This window comes from Bradyrhizobium sp. HKCCYLRH3097 (assembly GCF_051167875.1).
Classification (GTDB): Bacteria; Pseudomonadota; Alphaproteobacteria; order Rhizobiales; family Xanthobacteraceae; genus Bradyrhizobium.
In genome coordinates this window covers 247,338-267,504 of record NZ_JBNPTX010000003.1, presented here as the reverse complement: position 1 = coordinate 267,504, position 20,167 = coordinate 247,338, and the positions used below count along the sequence as shown (strand labels likewise).

Below are 20,167 nucleotides of genomic sequence, written 5' to 3'. Positions count from 1 at the left end.
GCGATCAGCTCACGCGCTTCCAGGTCTGTCCGCCGCAGAACAGGCCGCCGAAGGCGCAGCCCTGGACCCGCAGCGTGTTCGGATTCTTGAGCACCACGGTGGAGTCGTAGTTGCCGCCGCCGTCCGGATCGTGGATGCGGCCGACCCATTTGCTGTCCTTCGGCTTCATGTTGATCAGGATCTTCTCCCGCGTCTTCTCGGCAAAGCCGCAGATGTTGGCGCCGCACGGCTCGATCACGACATTGCCCTTGCCGCCCTCGGTGGCCCACAGCCCGAGCGGCGAGTTCGGATCGGCTGCCGGCGCCGGCTGAACTGCGGCAGGCGCCGCGGCAACCGTGACCGGCGCGGGTGCCGGGGCTGGCTGTGGAGCAGGCGCGGTCGCCGCGACCGGCGCCGGCGGCACCGGCATCTGCACGGTCGTGGATGGCGCAGCGGCAGTGGGCGATGCAGGGGCTGGCGCGGCCGCGGCTGGCGCGGTGGCGGCGGGCGCCGGCGCGTTGACGACCGGCGGAGCCGCCACGGGCGCCGCGACAGCGGGGGCCGGAGCGCCGGCCGCAGGCGCGCTGCCCGCCGGCGCATCGTCATCGTCGAGCTTGGATGATTTCAGCCCGCTGAGGTCGATGCCGGACACCTGCAGGCAGGACAGCGACTGGCAGTTGCGCGGCACGGTGACGCGGATCTTGTGTCCGTCGAAATTGAACGCGATCGAGCTGCCGGCCTGCGCGGCGCTGCTCGCGATCAGAACGGCTGCTGCGGCCAGATACACGGTCTTCATGAATGAGCTCCCTCGGACGGCGTCGTGAACCTGGAGGGAACTCTTAGACGCGGGTGACGGCGCGATCTGTGACAAGGGTCACAGCCGAAAAGGCAATGCGGCTGGGGCCGCACGCGGCCCACCGCGGCCCGTCAATCGATCGAGGTCGGATCGCAGCGATCAGATCATCCCGACGATGATCGCGCCGACAAATGCAAACACGACATACGTGACCACCATGCTCAGCCGATCGGCAAGGCTCATGGGACCGCTCCCGTTTCGCATCTCGCGCACCTGGCGTGCGCTCGCGCTTGACGCCTGCTCCGCAAAGCGCGCGCCACACTTATCCGATCGGCATCGGCAAAAAAGACAGCGCGGTTGTCGCTTCCCCGTAAATGGACTGCCTTTCACGTCACGATGGTTTGCGCGCCGTAAATGGACGGCATTGACAGGTCCTTAAGCAAATTGCCGCAAACCTCTGCATATGACGCGCGGAGTTCGTTTGTATCTCGTCGGCTCCATCGTCCTTGTCTCGCTTGCGGGTTGCGGCCGTGGATTCTTCCAGGAGCGCGAGCCGTGGCGGGCCGAGGCCGAGATCGCCTGCCTGAAATCGGGCGCGGTGAAGGAGAGCGCGGATATCGTCCGCATCAATCCGATCTCCGGCCCCGGCATGTGCGGCGCCGACTATCCGCTGAAGGTGGCGGCGCTCGGCGAAGCGACCACGAGCTATGGCTTCGCCGATGAAAGCCTGCGTCCACCGGCCGCGATCGGCGGCCAGCCGCGCTGGCCGATCAACCAGCCGCCGCAACGCTACGCCCCGCCCGCGACCTATCAGCCGCAGGCCGCGCCGCAGCCGGCCTATCCCGCGTCGAGCGCGGCCTATCCGAATTCGGCATCGCCGTCCCATGGCGCCCCTCCCGGCGCGCCACTGCAGCTCGAGCCGCCGGTCGGCGAGGACGACGTCGATCAGCCGGCCGACGCGGCCTATTCGCCCTCTGGCGGTCAGCCGGCCGCTCGCACCGCCTATCCGCAGCAGGAACCGCCGCCGCGGCTCGGACCGTCGCGCGATCCGGTCGGCACCGTCGGCCCGGTCGCGGTGAAGCCGACCGCGACGCTCGCCTGTCCGATCGTCTCGGCACTCGACCGCTGGATCGCGGAGTCGGTGCAGCCGGCAGCCCAGCGCTGGTTCGGCACCAAGGTCGTCGAGATCAAGCAGATCTCGGCCTATTCCTGCCGCGGCATGAACGGCAATCCGAGCGCGCACATTTCCGAGCATGCCTTCGGCAACGCGCTCGATATCGCCGCCTTCACGCTCGCCGACGGCCGCCGCATCAGCGTCAAGGACGGCTGGATCGGCCTGCCCGAGGAGCAGGGCTTTCTGCGCGACATCCAGGGCGGGGCGTGCCAGCAGTTCACCACCGTGCTGGCGCCCGGCTCCAACGTCTATCACTACGACCACATCCATGTGGACCTGATGCGCCGCGCCAGCCGCCGCATGATCTGCCAGCCAGCCGCGCAATCCGGCGAGGCGGTGGCGGCACGTGCGCAGCAGCGGCGCTATGGCTACGGCCAGCGCGAGCCCGACGTGACCAGCTCGATCCCGTCGCGCAAGCAGCCGCGCAGCATCGGCCAGCTGATCAACGAGGAAGACGAATTCCGGGACTATTGAGAGGGCGAATAGGGAACAGCGAGTAGCGAATCGGGATCGGGGCGATCACCTGCTCGCCATTCGCCATTCGCCATTCGCCATTCGCCCCTCCTGTGCGCGGCTGTGGATTTCTTTCGCCGTCAGCCGCGCCTGACCGCGCTCTGTCCCGCCCCGAAACGGAAACCCCGACGTCACGCGCTGCAGATTAGGAGTCCGTTGACCAGTTTTGCCGTCCGCCTTTGGCCGACACTAGACCTGCCACAGTCGCCAGGAACAAGGCGCGCGGGGTTCTGGTTGCTGCCGGATTGGGAGAGGCGGAGATGGCATCGTATCGCATCAAGGCGATTGGGGCGGGCTTCGAGGTCGGCACCGCCGAGCAGGCCGTGCTGGTCTGCCGCTCGCTGAAGACGGCACGCCGCGCCGTCGCCGATGCGCAGCGTCTGGAGCGGATGCCGCCGAAGCCGATTCCCTGGCGCACGCCGCCGGAGAGCGAGACGTCGGCTGGTGGAGCGGAGGATGCCGCGCGCAGCGAGGATGCCGACACCGAGGTTCTCGTCGTGTCGGATGGCCCGCCTCTGTGCTGCTGACTAGATCATGATGCGATTCCACGGAATCGCATCATGATCTCATCTCCTTGTTTGAGCATGATCTTTTCGGAAAACCGGTTTCCACTTTTCCGGATCATGCTCTAACCGGCGCGGAAGCGGCAGAACTGGAACTGCTGCGTCGAGTCCCATGGCGTGCGATGCACCTCGGTGCAACTGTCCTCCAGCGTGAAAGCAGGACCCAGCGCAGCGGCCAGTCCGTGGGCGTCGTAGCGGACGACCGGCAGTCCGCTGCACCTCTCCGGACCATCGGGCGCGAACGTGCCGATGATGACGGCCCCGCCGGTCACCACGGCCGCGCGCAGGCGGTCGACATAGGCGGCGCGGTCTTCGGGCGCGGTGAGGAAATGGAAGGCGGCCCGGTCGTGCCAGACATCGTAGCGCGCGTCCGGCGTCCAGGTGGTGACGTCGGAGGCGATCCACGTCACCCCGGCCGCCGCCGCGCCAAGCCTGCGGCGCGCCGTCGCCAGTGCCGCGTCGGAGATGTCGAGCACGGCGAGCGCGCCGTAGCCGGCCGCGAGCAGCGCATCGACCAGCCGCGAGGCGCCGCCACCGATGTCGATGATCCGCGATGTCGGTGTCGCACCGGCCTCGCGGATCATCCGCAGCGACGTCGCCGGGTCGTCCTGGTACCAGCTCACCTCGGTCTCGGCCTTGGTGGTGTAGACGTTCTGCCAATGGGTGGTGCGGTCGGACATGGTTTCGGTCCCGAGAAGAGGCACACATTATAGCACGCGACGGCTCGAACTCTTGCCCAGCCGGCGGTGAGTCCCCTCCCCCTTGCGGGGAGGGGTCGGGGGTGGGGGTCCCCACGCGCTGAACGTTCCATGGGGCACACTTCACGCGTGAACGATTTCACGCGTTCGACTGCGGTCGTTCGACGCGCGCGATGATTCTCCAGTGTTCTTGATAGATCGACTCTCCATCACGAACAGCGGGACTCGTGGTCCCCCACCCCCAACCCCTCCCCGCAAGGGGGAGGGGAGTTCACCGTCCGCGAGGAGAGGGCGTGAGACCTAGCAAGCTCCGCATCAAAACGTCCCTGCCACCGTCACCCGAAACGTCAGCGGCTCGATCGGGTGCAGCACGCGGTCCATCACGCCGGTCTGGCAGACCTGGGCCGGCGGCACCGGCGGGGGCGGCAACGGGGAGGTCGATGAGCCGTAGCACGCCTGGTAGAGCTGGTCAGTCGGCAGCAGCGAGCCGTAGCCGTAGGAGATCTGGCTGGCCTTGGTGTTGAGCAGGTTCAGCACGTCGAGCTGGATGCGCCAGCCATTGGCGTCGCGGAAGCCGATGCGGCCGTTGAACACGCTGGTCGGGGTGGAGCGGAAGTAGTTGTCCTCGGTCAGCGGCGTGGAGCCGAGATAGCGCCAGCGCAGACCGCCGAACCAGCCGGTCTTCTCGCCGAGCGTGATGCCGGCCGACGCGATCATCGCCGGCGCGTTGGGGATGTAGTTGCCGGGCGCATTGCCGAGCTGGGCCTGGGGGTAGCCTGCGAGCGAGGCGTAGACCGCCGCTTGGTCGGTGTTGTCGCCGACGAAGCGCGCATGCGTCATCGCCAGATCGGCATCGATGTCGATCCACGACGCCGGGCGGTAATGGTTGGTCAGCTCGAAGCCATAGCGCCGGCTCGGTCGGCTCGCCTCGGTGTTGCCGGCATCGCCCGAGAACAGGATCTCGGAATCCTGGTTGAGCAGGAAGAAGCTGAGCGACGAGTCGAGCCCCGGAATGATGCGCGTGCGCACGCCGACCTCGGCGCCCTTGGTGCGCACCAGAAGGGGCGAGGAGTCGATCCTGGTGCCCGGCGCAGCCGGATCGTCCGTAGTGGTCGCGCCGCGGGCATCGTTGCTGTGCATGCCATAGCCGGCGCCGACGAAGAACTCGGTCTTGTCGAACGGCCCGATCACCATCCTGAATTTCGGACTGCCGAGGCTGGCCGCGGCATCGCCGGTGTTGTTGCCGTTGGTCAGCGAATAGACGTGGGTCTGATAATAGTCGCCGCGATAGCCGACCGTGGTGCGCAGCCAGTCGGTCCAGCGCACGGTGTTCTCGACATAGAGCCCGACGCTGCCTTCGCCGACCTTGTCGGCGCGAACGACGCCGGTGCTCAAGGGATCGATGTCGGAGAGCAGCACCCGCTGACGCGTATTGGTCAGCGCCAGCGCGATGTCGTCGTAGCGCGTCTGGACGCCGAACGTCGTCTCCATGGGGCGGCCGGCGAAGCTGCCGTTCAAGGTGCGTGACGCATTGGCGCCGAGCATCAGCCGGTCGTCGTGCTGGTGAAACTGGTCGCCATAGGTCGGGTTGTTCAGCGCGTAGGTGAAGTTGTTGTAGAGATCGAGCTGGCTTTTCACCACGTAGGCGTTGGCCTTCCAGAAGCCGGCGTCGTCGGTGCCGGCGATGCGGCCGGACAGCGCGAAGCGGTTGGTCTTGCCGCCGTCGGTCGGATCGTATGCGTCGTAGCGGCCGAGATCGCCCGAGGTGATGGCGCGTTCCGGCACCTGGTCGGTCGAGGTCCAGCGGTTCGCATAGGCCATGCCGGTGATCGAGAAGCCGTCGGTCGCCGTGCCCTGCGAATAGCGCATCAGGCCGTTCAGCTTCTTGGCGTCGTCGGGCGTGGTCCAGGGTCCGTCATAGCGGCCGGCCTCGCCGGCGATCAGCAGATGGCCGTCGCCGACATGCACCGAATCCATGCCGAAGAAACGGCGATAGCCGAAGCTGCCCGCCGTCACCTGCGCGATCGCCTTGGGCACGCTGTCGATCAGGCCGATATGGACGCTGCCGGCGGAGGCGAAGTCGCCCTCGTCGGCAAAGTAAGGCCCCTTGCGCACGTCGACGCGGCCGATCGTCTCCGGCATCAGCCAGTTGAGATCGGCATAGCCCTGGCCGTGCGCGTGGGTGCGCATGTTCACCGGCACGTCGTCGACATGGAGCGCGAGGTCGGTGCCGTGGTCGAGATTATAGCCCCGCAGAAAATACTGGTTGGCTTTGCCTTCGCCGGAATGCTGCGTGACGATCAGGCCGGGCACTGCTTCGAGCACCTCGCCGGGCCGCGTGGCCGGGCGGGCGTTGATCTCCTCGCCTGATATCACGACCTCGCTCGCCATGCCCTGCGGCCGCGCGGGGCCGGAGCCGACATTGGGCGCGCCGGACGGTGCAGCCGCCGTCGTGGCGGTCGGCATCACATGCGCAGCCGCACCGGCCGCGCTCGGCTTCGGCGGCTGCGCCGCGCGCCGGACCAGCGGCTTGGGCTTGGCCGCGCGTCGGGGGGCGTCGACGTCGACCGTCGGCAACTCGGCAGGGGCCCGTTCCGGATGGGCGTTTGCCTGCTGCGCCAATGCCGCCATCAGCACGCCAACACTTGCCCCACGCCACCGCATCGTCACGCCCCTCGGTCTCGTCATCGGGCGTGCGTCATCATCTGCCGCGAGCCGTCGTTGGCCCGCGACACGCGCACTTGGTTCGCCCTGATGTCGAGTGTTAAAGAACGCTAAGGTGACACCAGTATGATGTCAACGTGAAAACATCATACTCATCTGGTGGATAGGCGCTTGCCGCGCAGATCGAGGAGACGGACATGCAGCGCCTGACGATCACGATCGACGACGATCTGCTCGCGGAGGTCGACGCCTTCATAGCCCGGCGCGGCTACGACAACCGCTCGGAGGCGTTTCGCGATCTGCTGCGCAGCGGCCTCGAAACGGCTGACGCCGGCGCCAGCGACAGCCGCCATTGCATCGCGACGCTGAGCTACGTCTACGATCACGCTGCGCGCGAACTGCCGAAGCGCCTGACGCAGGAGGCTCACGACCATTCCGGTCTCGCCCAGGCGACCCTGCACGTCCACATCGACCAGGAGAGCTGCCTAGAGGTCACCGTGCTCAAGGGCGAGCGCCGCGAGGTCAAGGCCTTCGCCGACCACGTCATCGCCGAACGCGGCGTCCGCCACGGCCACGTCGCGATGATGCCGGTCGATCCGGCGCATGACCACGGGCACGCGCATAGTCATAGCCACGCCCATAGTCATAGCCATTCGCATTCCCACACGACCAAGAGCGGTAAGAAGTAGAGCAGAAAGAGATTTGGCACACTGCCGGCCAAATCCTCCAATGTCATGCCCGCCCCCCGGGTCTCGCCTTTGGCGAGCCCGAGGGCAGGCTCCGGCGGGCATCCAGTACGCCATGACGTCGCGTGTCATCACAGCCGCCGCGGAATACTGGATCGCTCGGTCGGGCCGGGCGACGACAGTTGAGGTTTTGGCGCGGAGCCTGCCCACTCTCTGTCAATGCGAGGCGCTCTTGCGCCGAAGCAATCCAGACTCTTCCCGCGCCTCTGACTGCTTCGCTTGTGTTGGCGACAGGGTAGGGTGGGCAAAGGCGCGCCCCCGATGCCGCTGATCATACGTGATGCATCGCGCGCGGTGCCCACCATCCCGCTTTCTCGTGCGCGGGGCGATGGTGGGCACGCGACCGACCTGCAGGCGGCTACTTTGCCCACCCTACAACTGATGTTTCCGATACCCATCAGATGGCCCGCACGGCTGCGCGTGACATCGTCGGGGCGGCGTCGAGCAACTGCTCCGAGCGCTCCCAGAGCCGGCGGGCCAGCGCCCGGTCATGCGCCTGCGGATGCCGTCGGCGAAACACCTAGCGCCTGGTCCGACCGGGACAATGGCAGATAGCGTCAATCCTAGATTCACCATTGGCCACGTGCGGATGCGGCGCGGACGATTTTGCCGGGGCCCAGAGATCATAAAGGCGCTACGGTTGTGACCATGAGCAGCGGCATCCCGACAGGCAAGACTTACCTTGGATTCTGTCTACTATGGACCGGTGTGATCTGCGTCGGTGGGCCGCTCTGCTTTGCGACTCTAGCGGCTGGTCACGTGATTTCTGGCGTCACTGCAATTCTGCTCGCTGGTTATGCGTTTTTCCGACACAGCAGATCGATTGGCCGACGCGCCAAGCGAGCAATTCGTCGACCCTCGTCGGTGCTGAGGCGCATTTTGGACCAGCAGCGAGACGTTGTTGGCGACGACAGTTCTCGTTAAGCAGCGGCTTAGTCAACAGTCTCGTCCCGAAGCGGACATTGTTCATCGCGGCCTTATCGAACGAAACGCAATCCATCTCGCCGCCGACGATCTTTCGAGCCAAACCTTCATACGCTCGCTTACCCAATGGAGCGTATGCTCACGAGCGATGTCCGTGCCCGGATGTCGATCTGCGCGGAAGGAATGTGTGCCCTGGACCTGCAATTCGGGCGTAGGCCGGACGGCGAGAGCCCACAACCGAGGCATCTGCGCCAGAAGAGTGGGGTCGTGGGGGCATCCCAAAATGTAGTCCTCTGGTTCGCCTGTCTCGGGATACGACATCGGCTCATTGGTGTCCGTGCTCCAAGTCTGCCAATCGAGGCGGACGACTTTCCCATACTGAGTCTGCTCGAAGTCAAAGCCAGTCAACTGGCTGCGTTCAAGGTCACGTCGAAATTCGTCGGTGACGATGATGAAGCCGAATGGCTGGGTCATCGGCGGCACATATGGGCCAGTGCGCAAGATGCGGATGATCGGCGGCCCGACGCACTCGGTCGCTTCAACGAGGCCGTTCAAAAGAATATCGCCGTAGTCACCCCAGGGAGATCCGACGGATTCCATAGCGAAGAACTTTGACATGGTAGGCCCAGGATGCGCGGCTGCCGAGCTTCGATTGCCCCAATCCGCAACCGCTTGCAAGGTCGGCTCGCGACCCTTCTCGGACGCTAGGCTCCTTCCGCGGATACGGCGCCGAGGTATCGTCGCCCGCTGCTGCTGCGGTCGCGCGCGGTTAAAGCCGGCTGCGCGCAGAATTCGATTTCGTTTGCCCGATCAAACTGATTTGCCCTGTCCAGTCCCTCGCGCAAAAATTTTGATCTTCCATTTTTCCGAATTTCATGGTTGTCTACCGCCATCCCGCCTCGATCGAAGAGGGACGTTTCGCGGTCGTCACGAGCGTTGGAGGCGGGGAGCGGTGGCCTGTCGGCGCGCAGCGCGCTGAAATCGCGAGCGGACGAACGCGACCGGCAGGACGATGAAGTCGTATGGTCCTGGCGCCCCGATGCTGGCGCCAAGTTGGCGACGATGCCCAGCGCATCGCGCTGATGACGGTGGCTACAAGCCCGGACACCGGGGAGACTACGTATAAGTCGTAAGCCCATCGCGCAGGGAGGGCCGGGTGATCTCGGCTGAACCTGTGGTACCTGCCGCCTGCATTTTTTTGAGCAGGCGGGCCACGGGCGCGGCCAGCGCCCGGCCTTCCCTGCACCCTCCGATCGATTCGAGGGTGATCCGGACGCCAAGCTCGGACGTCATCCGTCGCGAGAAGGAAAGCGCATGCCCGATGCTGGTGAGAACAGAGCCGCAGATGCCGCCATCCGCGGCCCGTCCTCAGTTCTTGACGCCATAGTGGGCGAGGAACATGCCTACGGCGCTGGCGATGACCTTGTGAACGCGGTCGGGAGAGGGGGCCGGCTCGGCCTGGAAGATGAAGGGCAGGAACAGCGTGGCCTGGCACATCTGCTGGAATTGCGAGGCCGCCAGATGGCAGTCGTCGATGGCGAGCTCGCCGGCGTCGACACGGGCCTGCAGATAGGCCGCCAGCCGGCTGATCGTGCCGTTGAGCACGCACTCGTAGTAGCGGCGGCCGACGTCCGGCATCCGCTCGGCGATCGCCATTACGGTACGGATCGCCGATCCGCCGCCCGGCCGGCAGACCACCGCGATCCAGGCCTTGCCGAACTCGCTGAGCACGGTCGCGGCATCGCGATCCGGGTCGAAGCTGAAATTCGAGGCGCCCCGATGCACGCTCTCCTCTTCGACGATTGCCTCGAACAGGCGGAATTTGTCGGCGAAGTAGACGTACAGCGTGCCCTTGGAGACGCCGGCGACGCGCGCGATCTCGCCCATGCTGGCGCCGTCGAAGCCCATGTCCATGAACACCTTGCGGGCGCCCTCGAGGATTTGCCGACGCTTCGAGGAATCGTCGTCCGTCGTCGCCTGGGTGGTGTTTTGGTACGGCTCAATCATTGGTTTAGGCTGTTCCCGAAGATTTGGCCGGTGCCAACGTCACAAAAGCATCTGCGCGGATATGTTGCGGTAGCGAAGATATAGATTGACCGAACGGTTCGGTCAATGATAGATGTGGATTGACCGAACGGTTCGGTCGGGATTTTCGATTTTCGGGGCCTGAGCGGCCCCGCTGTCATGGGTGGGAGTCTCTGATGGCCGCTGCGAGAGATCAGGCTGTGCGGGCGCGCCGTCCGGACGCTGAGGAAACGCTGGAACAGACGAGGTCTGAGCCGGTCCGGCCGCAGGCCAGCGACGCGGCACAGCGCAAGCCGGTTGATGCCAAGCCGGCTGACCCGAAGGCCGACGTCAGCACCGAGGCGCCGCTTGAACGGCCGGCGCCGGCCGGCGCTCCCACGGGCGCGAAGCCGCAAGCCGCGCCCGCCGCCGCTCCGAAATCCGGCAAACGCAAGCGCGTGCTGGCGGGCATCGGCGTACTGCTCGCGCTCGCCGCCGCCGGCTATGCCACGCACTATTATCTGGTCGGCCGCTTCATGGTCTCGACCGACGATTCCTACGTCCGCGCCAACAACACCATGCTGGGCGCGCGCGTCTCCGGGCACATCCAGGAGATCGTGCCGCGGGACAATTCGGTGGTTCGCAAGGGCGACGTGATCTTCCGCATCGACGACGGCGACTACAAGATCGCGGTCGACGCCGCCCGCACCAAGATCGCCACGCAGGAGGCGACGATCGCGCGCATCGGTCGCCAGGTCGCCGCACAGCAGAGTGCCGCCGAGCAGGCGCAGGCCAATCTCACCTCATCCGAAGCCGCGATGAAGCGCGCCGGGCTCGACTATGAGCGCCAGCAGGCGCTGAGCAGCAAGGGTTTTGCCTCGCATGCGACCTTCGAGCAGTCGGAAGCCGCGCGCGACCAGGGCATGGCGGCGGTCCGCGCCGCCCGTGCCGCGTACGACGCCGCGCGCGACAATGTCGAGGTGACGAAGGCGCAGCAGGTCGAGGCCCAGGCGCAGCTCGCCGAGCTGAAGACATCGCTTGCAAAGGCCGAGCGCGATCTCGAATTCGCCACCGTGCGCGCGCCGGTCGACGGCACCTTCTCCAACCGTCTCGTCAACACCGGCGACTTCGTCGCGGTCGGCCAGCGGCTCGGCAACGTCGTGCCGCTCGACGACGTCTTCATCGACGCGAACTTCAAGGAAACCCAGCTCAGGCGCATCCGTCCGGGCCAGCCGGTCACGATCAAGGTCGACGCCTATGGCGCGCGCGGCTTCAAGGGCGTGGTCGACAGCATCTCGCCGGCCTCGGGCTCGGTGTTCACCCTGCTGCCGCCGGACAACGCCACCGGCAACTTCACCAAGATCGTGCAGCGCCTGCCCGTGCGCATCCGCGTGCCGAAGGAGGTTGCGCGGCAGAACCTGCTGCGCGCCGGCATGTCGGTCTACGTCACCGTCGACACCACCGACGGCGCCAAGGATGCCGACAGCGACGGAGATCTCGACGCGCCGGCGACGGTGCAGGGGAAGTAGCGAGGTGATCTAACTGACGCGATTGCATTCGCTGTTGCGTCATCGGAAGTCAGCTCCCTCCCCCCTTGCGGGGGAGGGTTGGGGTGGGGGGTCTCCGGGCGAGACCGCCGTTGGGGACCCCCGCCCCCGACCCCTCCCCGCCTAGCGAAGCTCCGCTTCGCGCGGGGGGAGGGGAGCGCACCTGTGACGCGGCGCGGTCATCGACTCCAGCGGACTCATTAGAACATGGCCACCGCAACGACAGCCGACCCCACTATGAGCGCACCGGCCGCGCCGTCGGACCGCATCGCGCCGCGGCGGCTGATCGCGTTCCTGATCATGGTGTTCGGCATGTTCATGGCGATCCTGGACATCCAGATCGTCTCGGCGTCGCTGAGCGAGATCCAGGCCGGACTGTCGGCGAGCTCCAGCGAAGTGTCGTGGGTGCAGACGGCCTATCTGATCGCCGAGGTGATCGCGATTCCCTTGTCCGGCTTCCTGTCGCGCGCGCTCGGCACGCGGCTGTTGTTCGCGATTTCGGCGGCCGGCTTCACCATTTCGAGCTTCCTGTGCGGCTTCGCCTCGTCGATCGAGCAGATGATCGTGTGGCGCGCGCTGCAGGGCTTCCTCGGCGCCGGCATGATTCCGACCGTGTTCGCCTCGGCCTACACGGTGTTCCCGCGCACCAAATTCCACATCGTCGGTCCCATCATCGGCCTGGTCGCGACGCTGGCGCCGACGGTGGGTCCCACGGTCGGCGGCTACATCACCGACGCGATGTCGTGGCACTGGCTGTTCTTCGTCAACATCGTGCCAGGCATCATCATCACGACAGGCGTGCTGGCGCTGGTGGATTTCGACGAGCCGCATTTCGAGCTGCTCGACCGCTTCGACTGGTGGGGCTTGCTGTTCATGGCCGGCTTCCTCGGCTCGCTGGAATATGTGCTGGAGGAGGGGCCGCAATATGAGTGGCTGCAGGACACGTCGGTCGCGATCTTCGCCGCGGTCTGCGCGGTGTCGGCGGTCGCCTTCTTCTGGCGGGTGCTGACGGCCGACGAGCCGATCGTCGACCTCTTCGCATTCGGCAACCGTAACTTCGCGGTCGGCTGCCTCCTGCAGTTCTGCATCGGCATCGGCCTCTACGGCCTGACCTACATCTATCCGCGCTATCTCGCTGAAGTTCGCGGCTACAGCGCCCTGATGATCGGCGAGACGATGTTCGTCTCCGGCGTCACCATGTTCCTGATGGCGCCGGTGGTCGGCCGCCTGATGCTGAAGATCGACATGCGCCTGATGATCGCGTTCGGCCTCGTGATCTTCGCGATCGGCTCCTACCAGATGACCGGCATCACCCGCGATTACGACTTCTGGGAGCTTTTCCTGCCGCAGGTGCTGCGCGGCGTCGGCATGATGTTCGCGATGGTGCCGACCAACAACATCGCGCTCGGCACGCTGGCGCCGGATCGGGTCAAGAATGCATCCGGCCTGTTCAACCTGATGCGCAATCTCGGCGGCGCCGTCGGCCTTGCCGTGATCAACCAGGTGCTGAACGATCGCACCGACCTGCACATTTCCCGCCTCCACGAGCGCGTCAACTGGGGCAATGCCACCGCGGTCGAGACCCTCAACATGCTGCAGCAGAAGCTGCAGGGCATGGGCGACTCGGCGCTGATGGCGATGAAGCAGCTGTCGCAGATCGTGCATCGCCAGGCCGTCGTGATGGGCTATGGCGATGCGTTCTTCATGCTGACCTGCTTCTACATCGCGCTCAGCTTCATGGTGATGCTGCTCAACAAGCCGAGCTCGCCGATGGCGGGCGGCGGCGACGCACATTGACGTGAGCGGCTCCTGCGCGCGCCGCGGGTTGCCAAATCATACCGTCGATGGTATGGAACAAGAATTGTCGCTCGAACCGGGGAGATTTGCATGACCACATCGCATCTGCAGATCGCATGCACCCGCTCGATGCCTGTTCTGGTGTTCGGCCGCTCGCTTTGAGCACCATCGCTTAACTTCCCAACGCCTGAGTTACTCATCCGCAGACCGCGCGCCGCGTCGCGTCTGCACTATTTGGAGCCGGCTGGCGCTGCGAGCGCGGCCGGATGATGCCATGACCGTCGACGTCTCCGGCCTGAAGGCCGACAAGCGTCCCGCCGCGATCCGCGTCGTGATCCCGTTCGTGACCCGCCACTGGCTGAAGCAGCCACGCATGACGCTCGGCATTGCGTGCGCGCTGCTGGGCGCCACCGCCGCCGATCTGTTCATGCCGCTGTTCTCCGGCCGGCTGGTCGATGCGCTCACCCTGGGCCCAGGCAATGCCGATGCACGGCACAGTGCGCTGGTGGCGTTCGCCGCCATCGTAGCCCTCGGCTTCGCCTCGATCGTGCTGCGATTGTCGGGCCTGCAGCTGATCGTGCCGTTCACCCTGCGCATCATGTCCGACGTGGCGCGCGACGCCTTCGTGCGCGTGCAGCGCTTCTCGACCGACTGGCACGCCAACAGCTTCGCCGGCTCCACGGTGCGCAAGATCACCCGGGGCATGTGGGCGCTCGACCTCTATAACGACACCATCCTGCTGGCGCTGCTGCCGTCGCTCTCGGTGCTGCTGGGCTCGATGGTGCTGCTCGGCCTGCACTGGGGCGCGCTGGGCGGCGTGATCGCCGTCGGCGCGGTGCTGTACGTCGCGATGACCGTCGCGTTCTCGACCCGCTACATCGCCCCGGCCGCACGGATCTCCAACGCCTGGGACACCAAGGTCGGCGGCACGCTGGCGGACGCGCTGAGCTGCAATGCGGTGGTCAAGTCGTTCGGGGCGGAAGCCCGCGAGGACGGCCGGCTGATGCGCGTCGTCAGCCGTTGGAGCCGTCGCGTCAACCGAACCTGGCTGCGCTACAACACGACGGCGGCCGTGCAGCTCGGCGTGCTGCTGTGCCTGCGCTCCTCGGTGATCGGCGGCGCCGTGCTGCTGTGGATGGCGGGCAAGGCCTCGCCAGGCGACGTCACCTATGTGCTGACGAGCTACTACGTCATCCATGCGTATCTGCGTGACGTCGGCATGCACATCAACAACCTGCAGCGCGCGGTCAACGACATGGACGAGCTGGTCGCGATCCACAGCGAGCCGATCGGCATCGTCGATGCCAAGGACGCCAGGCCGATCGCGGTGACCGGTGGGCACATCGTGTTCGATGCGGTGACGTTCCATTATGGCGGCCATCGCACCCCGCTGTACGACCGGCTGTCGGTGGACATCCGGCCGGGCGAGCGGATCGGCCTCGTCGGGCGCTCCGGCTCCGGCAAGACGACCTTCGTCAAGCTGGTGCAGCGGCTCTACGACGTTGGCGGCGGCCGCATCCTCATCGACGGGCAGGACATCGCGCATGCCACGCAGGACTCGCTGCGCAGCCAGATCGCGATCGTGCAGCAGGAGCCGATCCTGTTCCACCGCTCGCTGGCCGAGAACATCGCCTATGGCCGTCCTGGCGCCAGCCAGGCCGAGATCGAGCAGGCGGCGCGGCTCGCCAACGCGCATGAGTTCATCACGCGCCTGCCGAAGGGCTACGGCACGCTGGTCGGCGAGCGCGGCGTCAAGCTGTCGGGCGGCGAGCGGCAGCGGGTCGCGCTGGCGCGGGCGTTCCTGGCGGACGCGCGGGTGCTGATCCTGGACGAGGCGACCTCGAGCCTCGATTCGGAATCCGAGGCGCTGATCCAGGAGGCGATGGAGCGGCTGATGAAGGGCAGGACGGCGATCGTGATCGCGCATCGGCTGGCGACCGTGCGCAGCCTCGATCGCATCCTGGTGTTCGACCGCGGCCGCATCGTCGAGCAGGGCAGCCACGCCACGCTGGTCGGCAGACCCGGCGGACTCTATCGCAGCCTGTTCGAGCGCCAGGCCATCGAGTTCGGCCAGCTCTCGGCCGCCGGTTGACAAAAATGGTGAGGGGCCCGGCGCTGGTGCGCCGAGCCCCTCATGAACATATCAGCCGGCCTGTAAGCCGGGTTCTGTAGGGCACCGTGATGCTTGCGCATGACGATACGTGACGGCCATTCCTCTGGGATCGCGCTTGCGCGCGACCTCGGGCAACCTACCCGGACGGCGAGCCTGACATCGCTCCCGCGGACGTCATCGCCTTGGCATCATCTGCCTTGGCGATTGTCTCCGCGTGGCCGTCCCTATTCGGTTTTGCTCCCGGTGGGGTTTACCATGCCGGTTCCGTTGCCGGCCCCGCGGTGCGCTCTTACCGCACCTTTTCACCCTTACTCGCCTCCCTCGCGGGAGGAAGCGGTTCGTTCTCTGTGGCACTATCCCTGGGGTCGCCCCCGCCGGACGTTATCCGGCACCGCATGTCGATGGAGCCCGGACTTTCCTCCCCGGCGGCCTTTCGGCGCCTGCCGGAGCGGCCGTCCGGCCGACTGACGCAGCTTGAATGGGGCTTCCCGGCCATCAGGTCAAGCCATCGCTGCGCCGGCAAGAATATTATCCTGGGCGTGTCGTTTCGTGAGCGCGCCGTTCGACTGGATGTCGGCGATCCGGCCGAAACAAGGGAGCAAGTTCGATGCAATATCTGTTGATGATCTACCAGAACGAAGTCGACTACGCGAAGATGGAGAAGGAGGCCGAGGGCAAGATGCTGGCGGAGTACCAGACCTTCACCCAGTCGATCATCTCGAGCGGCAATTACAAGGGCGGCGACCGGCTGCAGCCGACGACGACGTCGACGACCGTGCGGGTGCGCGACGGCAAGATCCTCACCACCGACGGTCCGTTCGCCGAGACCCGCGAGCAGCTCGGCGGCTACTACATGATCGAGGCCAAGAATCTCGACGAGGCGATCGGGATTGCCGCGCGGATTCCCGGCGCCCGTTTTGGCTCGATCGAGGTGCGGCCGGTCTGGCAATATAATCATTGAGACCGGTGCGGCTCGCGGCCGAGAAGGGTCACCGATGACGCCTGATGCGATCGACAAGGTGTTCCGCGATGAGGCCGGCCGCGCACTCGCGACCTTGATCCGGCTCGTCGGTGACTTCGATCTGGCCGAGGACGTGCTGCAGGATGCGTTCGCTGCGGCGCTGCTCAAATGGCGGGGGTCCGACGCCCCCGCCAACCCGCGGGCGTGGCTGGTCAATGTCGCCCGCAACAAGGCGATCGACCGGATCCGGCGGCGGAGCAATTTTCGCGACAAGGAGGCGGAGATCGTTCACGCCATCGAGCGTGATGCCGCCAACGACGACGCCGACGCGCCGGCCGATCTCGACGACGACATGCTGCGGCTGATCTTCACCTGCTGCCATCCGTCGTTCGCGCCGGAGGTCCAGGTGGCGCTGACGCTGCGCACGGTCTGCGGCCTCACCACCGCCGAGGTCGCCCGCGCACTTGTCACCGGCGAGGAGGCGATGGCGCAGCGCCTGGTGCGCGCCAAGCAGAAGATCCGCCTCGCCGGGATTCCCTACGAGGTGCCGGGACGCGATGCGCTCGAGGAGCGGCTGCGCGGCGTCCTGACCGTGATCTATCTGGTGTTCACCGAGGGCTATCTCGCGACCTCAGGCACCGAGCTGATTCGCGAGGATCTCGCGCGCGAGGCGATCCGGCTGTGTCGCCTGCTGCTTGGCTTGATGCCGGAGGCGCGCGACATCAAGGGCCTGCTCGCGTTGATGCTGCTGCACGATGCGCGGCGCGCCGGCCGTACCAATGCGGCGGGCGACATCGTCCTGCTGGAGGAGCAGGACCGCTCGCTGTGGAATCGTGAGCAGATCGCCGAAGGGCTTGGGCTGGTCGAACAGGCCCTGGGCATGAAGGGGCTCCCGCAGCCCTATACGGTCCAGGCCGCGATTGCCGCGCTTCATGCTCAGGCCGCCAGCTACGCTGAAACGGATTGGCGGCAGATCGTGGGGCTCTACGAGGTTCTGCTGCGGATCGCGCCATCGCCTGTGATCGAGCTCAATCATGCGGCCGCTGTCTCGATGGTCGACGGCCCGGCGCGGGCGCTGGCACTGGTCGATGCGCTGGCCGCGCGCGGCGGATTGAAGCAGTACGATCTGCTGCCGGCGGTGCGGGCAGACCTTCTGCGGCGGCTCGGTCGGCGCGACGAGGCGCGCGCCGCCTACCGCGAGGCGAGCGCAGCCACGCAGCTCGCGCCGCTCAAGCGTCTCTATGCACGGCGGCTCGGTGAGCTCGATGTGGAGGCCTGACGTGTCAGACGCGCGGCGCCTGATCCTCGGCCGGCAGGCTCGTCAGCAGCGCATGCAACGTCCACAAGGTCGAGCGGTCGGCAATGCCGTCGATCTTTTCGGGGCGGAAGTGCCGCTGGAACGCGGTGACGACGTCCATGGTGATGCCGTCGAATTTACCCGTGATCGGCACGCCATAGCCGTATTTGGCGAGCGCCTTCTGCAAGCCCTTGACGTCGTCGCCGATGCTGCCGAGCTTCAGCGTCTCGCCCTTGGTGATCGCCGCCGGCTGCACCCAGTGGCCCACGCCCGAATTCGCCAGCGAATGCCACGGGAATTTCTCACCCGGATCCTTCTTGCGCGCGGGTGCAACGTCGGAATGTCCGAGCACGCGATGCGCCGGGACATTGCGGCGGAGCATGATGCCCCGGCACAGCGCGATGACCGCCGCGATCTGCCGCGGTGGGAAATCCGGATAGCCCCAATCGTGGCCGCGATTGACGATCTCTATGCCGATCGAGCAGGAATTGATGTCCTCCTCGCCGTCCCATGACGAGAGACCCGCGTGCCAAGCGCGCAAGGCCTCCGGCACGCACTGGACGATGCGTCCGTCCTCGAGCACGACGTAATGCGCGGAGACCTCGCTGCCGGCGGTGCACAGCTTGGTGATCGCCCCTTCGACATCCGGCATGCCGGTGTAATGAAGAATGATCATGTCCGGCTGGCGCCCACCCTTGCGCTCGCCGAAATTGGCCGACGGGATCACGTCGGAGGCAACCGACGAGTCCGGCGTGAAGACCGGCAGGTTGGAAACGCCTTTGGGGACCGGCAGCGCACGAGGACGCTTCGATTCCGGCTTGTCGGAGGGACTTGGCATGAACGACTCGAAGCGGACGGCGGCGGCGGTGGCTCAAACCGGATATGGGCAGGCACTACTCTTTTACATGACCCAGCCGCAATCGAAATCGCATGCGAGCCCTCGCTATTGAGCGGACCGTTGTATCGCGATCGCCGGTCCGCCGAACGGCACGGCGGCGAGCAGGACGAAAGGTCTACCGGGCAGCTCCGCCTCGCGGTCCAAGTGCCCAACATCCGCCACAGACCATCAACGGTTTGTTAACGCTAAACGCCGTTACTGAGTGGTGAAGAGCCAAGCCGGCTTTCGGGACGGCAAGCCGCCACGATGCAAGGTCCTGCACGGCAGATCACGATCGAAAGCGGTTCCGGGGCGCTCCGGCGCCGCGCGATCGCTGTCGGATCGAGGATCTCGACATGGCCGGATCGTGCTGCTGATGTTGTGACGGCGCGACGGATGACGGAGCGTCCCGGGAGATGGCTTGGCGAATTGACGGGGCGCGAGGATCGAGGGCGCGATGGGCTCGCTGCCAACCAAAGTCAGTCTGAAGCAACGGCGCGCGTGCGGAGCGGCCGGGTGAGCACGGCTGACCAGCGACACATCCCGGTGCTCGGCCCCGAAGCGGTCGAGATGCTGGCGCCACGTGGCGGCGGAACCTACGTCGATGCGACCTTTGGCGCCGGTGGCTATACGCGCCTGATCCTGGCAACGGCGGGAACACACGTCATCGGGATCGATCGCGACAGCACCGCAATCGCCGGCGGCGCAGGTCTCCTCACTGAGGCGGGCGGTCGCCTGACACTGGTCGAGAACCGTTTCTCGGCATTGGCCGACATCTGTGCATCGCGAGGCCTTGCGCATGTCGATGGCATCGTGATGGATGTCGGCGTCTCCTCGATGCAGCTCGACTCCGCCGCGCGCGGCTTCTCGTTCAGGTTCGACGGCCCGCTCGACATGCGGATGGGCGGCACGGGACCGACGGCCGCCGATGTCGTCGCCAACGCTGCCGAGCGCGCTTTGGCCGACGTCATCTACATCTTTGGCGAAGAGCGGCACTCCCGCGCCGTGGCGCGGGCCATCGTCGCCGCGCGCAAGGAACAGCCGATCACGACGACGCGGCAACTCGCCGACATCGTCGCGCGCGTGGTGAGATCCAAGCCTGGCGACATCCATCCGGCGACGCGCACGTTCCAGGCGCTGCGGATTCTCGTCAATGAGGAGCTGGACGAGCTCGAACAGGCGCTGTCGGCAGCGGAGCGCGTGCTGGCGCCGGGCGGCCGGCTGGCGGTCGTCTCGTTCCATTCGCTCGAGGACCGCATCGTCAAGACGTTCCTCGCCGAGCGCAGCAGGACCGGCGGCGGCTCGCGCCATCTGCCCGAGATCGCGCAGGAGGCACCGAGCTTCCAGTTGCTCAACCGCAAGCCGGTCGTGGCCGCGGAGGCTGAGACCGAAGCCAATCCGCGGGCGCGGTCCGCCAAGCTGCGCGGTGCCGAGCGCACGGCGGCGCCGGCGCACGCTTCGGCATCCTCGTCGCCCTGGCCGCGGCTGGCCGATGTCCTGCGAGGAGGGTGACC

15 protein-coding genes and 1 other RNA gene are annotated in these 20,167 nt (G+C 66.4%); 9 read left to right on the top strand and 7 right to left on the bottom strand.

Annotated elements, in window-relative coordinates; all coding sequences use genetic code 11:
- Positions 1 to 4: 4 nt before the first annotated feature.
- Positions 5 to 775: a DUF2147 domain-containing protein gene (locus ACQR0U_RS10205; protein ID WP_315752406.1), complete on the bottom strand. Its 771-nt coding sequence runs from the start codon at positions 773 to 775 to the stop codon at positions 5 to 7.
- A 463-nt stretch (positions 776 to 1,238) separates the two neighbouring features.
- Here ACQR0U_RS10205 and ACQR0U_RS10200 point away from each other — a divergent pair, with 463 nt between their 5' ends.
- Both ACQR0U_RS10200 and ACQR0U_RS10195 read left to right on the top strand, forming a co-directional pair.
- Positions 1,239 to 2,423, top strand: a complete 1,185-nt coding sequence (locus tag ACQR0U_RS10200) for an extensin family protein (protein WP_434843148.1) — start codon at positions 1,239 to 1,241, stop codon at positions 2,421 to 2,423.
- 299 nt (positions 2,424 to 2,722) lie between these two features.
- Positions 2,723 to 2,989, top strand: a complete 267-nt coding sequence (locus ACQR0U_RS10195; RefSeq protein ID WP_315713457.1) for a hypothetical protein — start codon at positions 2,723 to 2,725, stop codon at positions 2,987 to 2,989.
- A gap of 101 nt (positions 2,990 to 3,090) precedes the next feature.
- Here ACQR0U_RS10195 and ACQR0U_RS10190 read toward each other — a convergent pair whose 3' ends face one another.
- Both ACQR0U_RS10190 and ACQR0U_RS10185 read right to left on the bottom strand, forming a co-directional pair.
- Complete coding sequence (locus ACQR0U_RS10190; protein ID WP_315825287.1) at positions 3,091 to 3,705, bottom strand: class I SAM-dependent methyltransferase; 615 nt, start codon at positions 3,703 to 3,705, stop codon at positions 3,091 to 3,093.
- 333 nt (positions 3,706 to 4,038) lie between these two features.
- Entirely contained in the window at positions 4,039 to 6,411 is a 2,373-nt protein-coding gene (locus ACQR0U_RS10185) for a TonB-dependent receptor domain-containing protein (RefSeq protein WP_434841429.1), read from the bottom strand.
- Positions 6,412 to 6,584: 173 nt separating this feature from the next.
- Between ACQR0U_RS10185 and nikR the strand changes: the two genes are divergently transcribed.
- Positions 6,585 to 7,076, top strand: a complete 492-nt coding sequence (gene nikR / locus ACQR0U_RS10180) for a nickel-responsive transcriptional regulator NikR (protein ID WP_434841428.1) — start codon at positions 6,585 to 6,587, stop codon at positions 7,074 to 7,076.
- Positions 7,077 to 8,099: 1,023 nt separating this feature from the next.
- Here nikR and ACQR0U_RS10175 read toward each other — a convergent pair.
- Together ACQR0U_RS10175 and ACQR0U_RS10170 are read right to left on the bottom strand one after the other, a co-directional pair.
- Positions 8,100 to 8,675: a hypothetical protein gene (locus ACQR0U_RS10175; protein WP_316159281.1), complete on the bottom strand. Its 576-nt coding sequence runs from the start codon at positions 8,673 to 8,675 to the stop codon at positions 8,100 to 8,102.
- 750 nt (positions 8,676 to 9,425) lie between these two features.
- Positions 9,426 to 10,064 (bottom strand): TetR/AcrR family transcriptional regulator, encoded by a 639-nt coding sequence (locus tag ACQR0U_RS10170; RefSeq protein ID WP_315752415.1) that lies wholly within the window; start codon positions 10,062 to 10,064, stop codon positions 9,426 to 9,428.
- A gap of 194 nt (positions 10,065 to 10,258) precedes the next feature.
- On the opposite strand from ACQR0U_RS10170, the gene ACQR0U_RS10165 reads away from it, so the two are divergent.
- The 3 genes from ACQR0U_RS10165 (at position 10,259) to ACQR0U_RS10155 (ending at position 15,497) form a co-directional block, all read left to right on the top strand.
- Positions 10,259 to 11,590, top strand: coding sequence for an HlyD family secretion protein (locus ACQR0U_RS10165; RefSeq protein ID WP_316203169.1), 1,332 nt, complete (start codon positions 10,259 to 10,261; stop codon positions 11,588 to 11,590).
- Positions 11,591 to 11,815: 225 nt separating this feature from the next.
- A complete protein-coding gene (locus ACQR0U_RS10160; RefSeq protein ID WP_434841427.1) occupies positions 11,816 to 13,405 on the top strand; it encodes a DHA2 family efflux MFS transporter permease subunit in 1,590 nt (529 codons plus the stop codon).
- Positions 13,406 to 13,679: 274 nt separating this feature from the next.
- A complete protein-coding gene (locus ACQR0U_RS10155) occupies positions 13,680 to 15,497 on the top strand; it encodes an ABC transporter ATP-binding protein (RefSeq protein ID WP_434841426.1) in 1,818 nt (605 codons plus the stop codon).
- Positions 15,498 to 15,544: 47 nt separating this feature from the next.
- Here the strand turns inward: ACQR0U_RS10155 and rnpB are convergent.
- Positions 15,545 to 15,986, bottom strand: an RNA gene (rnpB, locus tag ACQR0U_RS10150) — RNase P RNA component class A.
- 139 nt (positions 15,987 to 16,125) lie between these two features.
- Between rnpB and ACQR0U_RS10145 the strand changes: the two genes are divergently transcribed.
- Both ACQR0U_RS10145 and ACQR0U_RS10140 read left to right on the top strand, forming a co-directional pair.
- Entirely contained in the window at positions 16,126 to 16,479 is a 354-nt protein-coding gene (locus ACQR0U_RS10145) for a YciI family protein (protein ID WP_315713448.1), read from the top strand.
- A 34-nt stretch (positions 16,480 to 16,513) separates the two neighbouring features.
- Positions 16,514 to 17,758, top strand: a complete 1,245-nt coding sequence (locus ACQR0U_RS10140) for an RNA polymerase sigma factor (protein ID WP_434843147.1) — start codon at positions 16,514 to 16,516, stop codon at positions 17,756 to 17,758.
- Positions 17,759 to 17,762: 4 nt separating this feature from the next.
- Here the strand turns inward: ACQR0U_RS10140 and ACQR0U_RS10135 are convergent, their stop codons facing one another.
- Positions 17,763 to 18,614, bottom strand: coding sequence for a peptidoglycan recognition protein family protein (locus ACQR0U_RS10135; protein ID WP_434843146.1), 852 nt, complete (start codon positions 18,612 to 18,614; stop codon positions 17,763 to 17,765).
- Positions 18,615 to 19,169: 555 nt separating this feature from the next.
- Between ACQR0U_RS10135 and rsmH the strand changes: the two genes are divergently transcribed.
- Positions 19,170 to 20,165, top strand: coding sequence for a 16S rRNA (cytosine(1402)-N(4))-methyltransferase RsmH (gene rsmH / locus ACQR0U_RS10130; protein WP_316165941.1), 996 nt, complete (start codon positions 19,170 to 19,172; stop codon positions 20,163 to 20,165).
- The last annotated feature ends 2 nt before the right edge of the window (positions 20,166 to 20,167 follow it).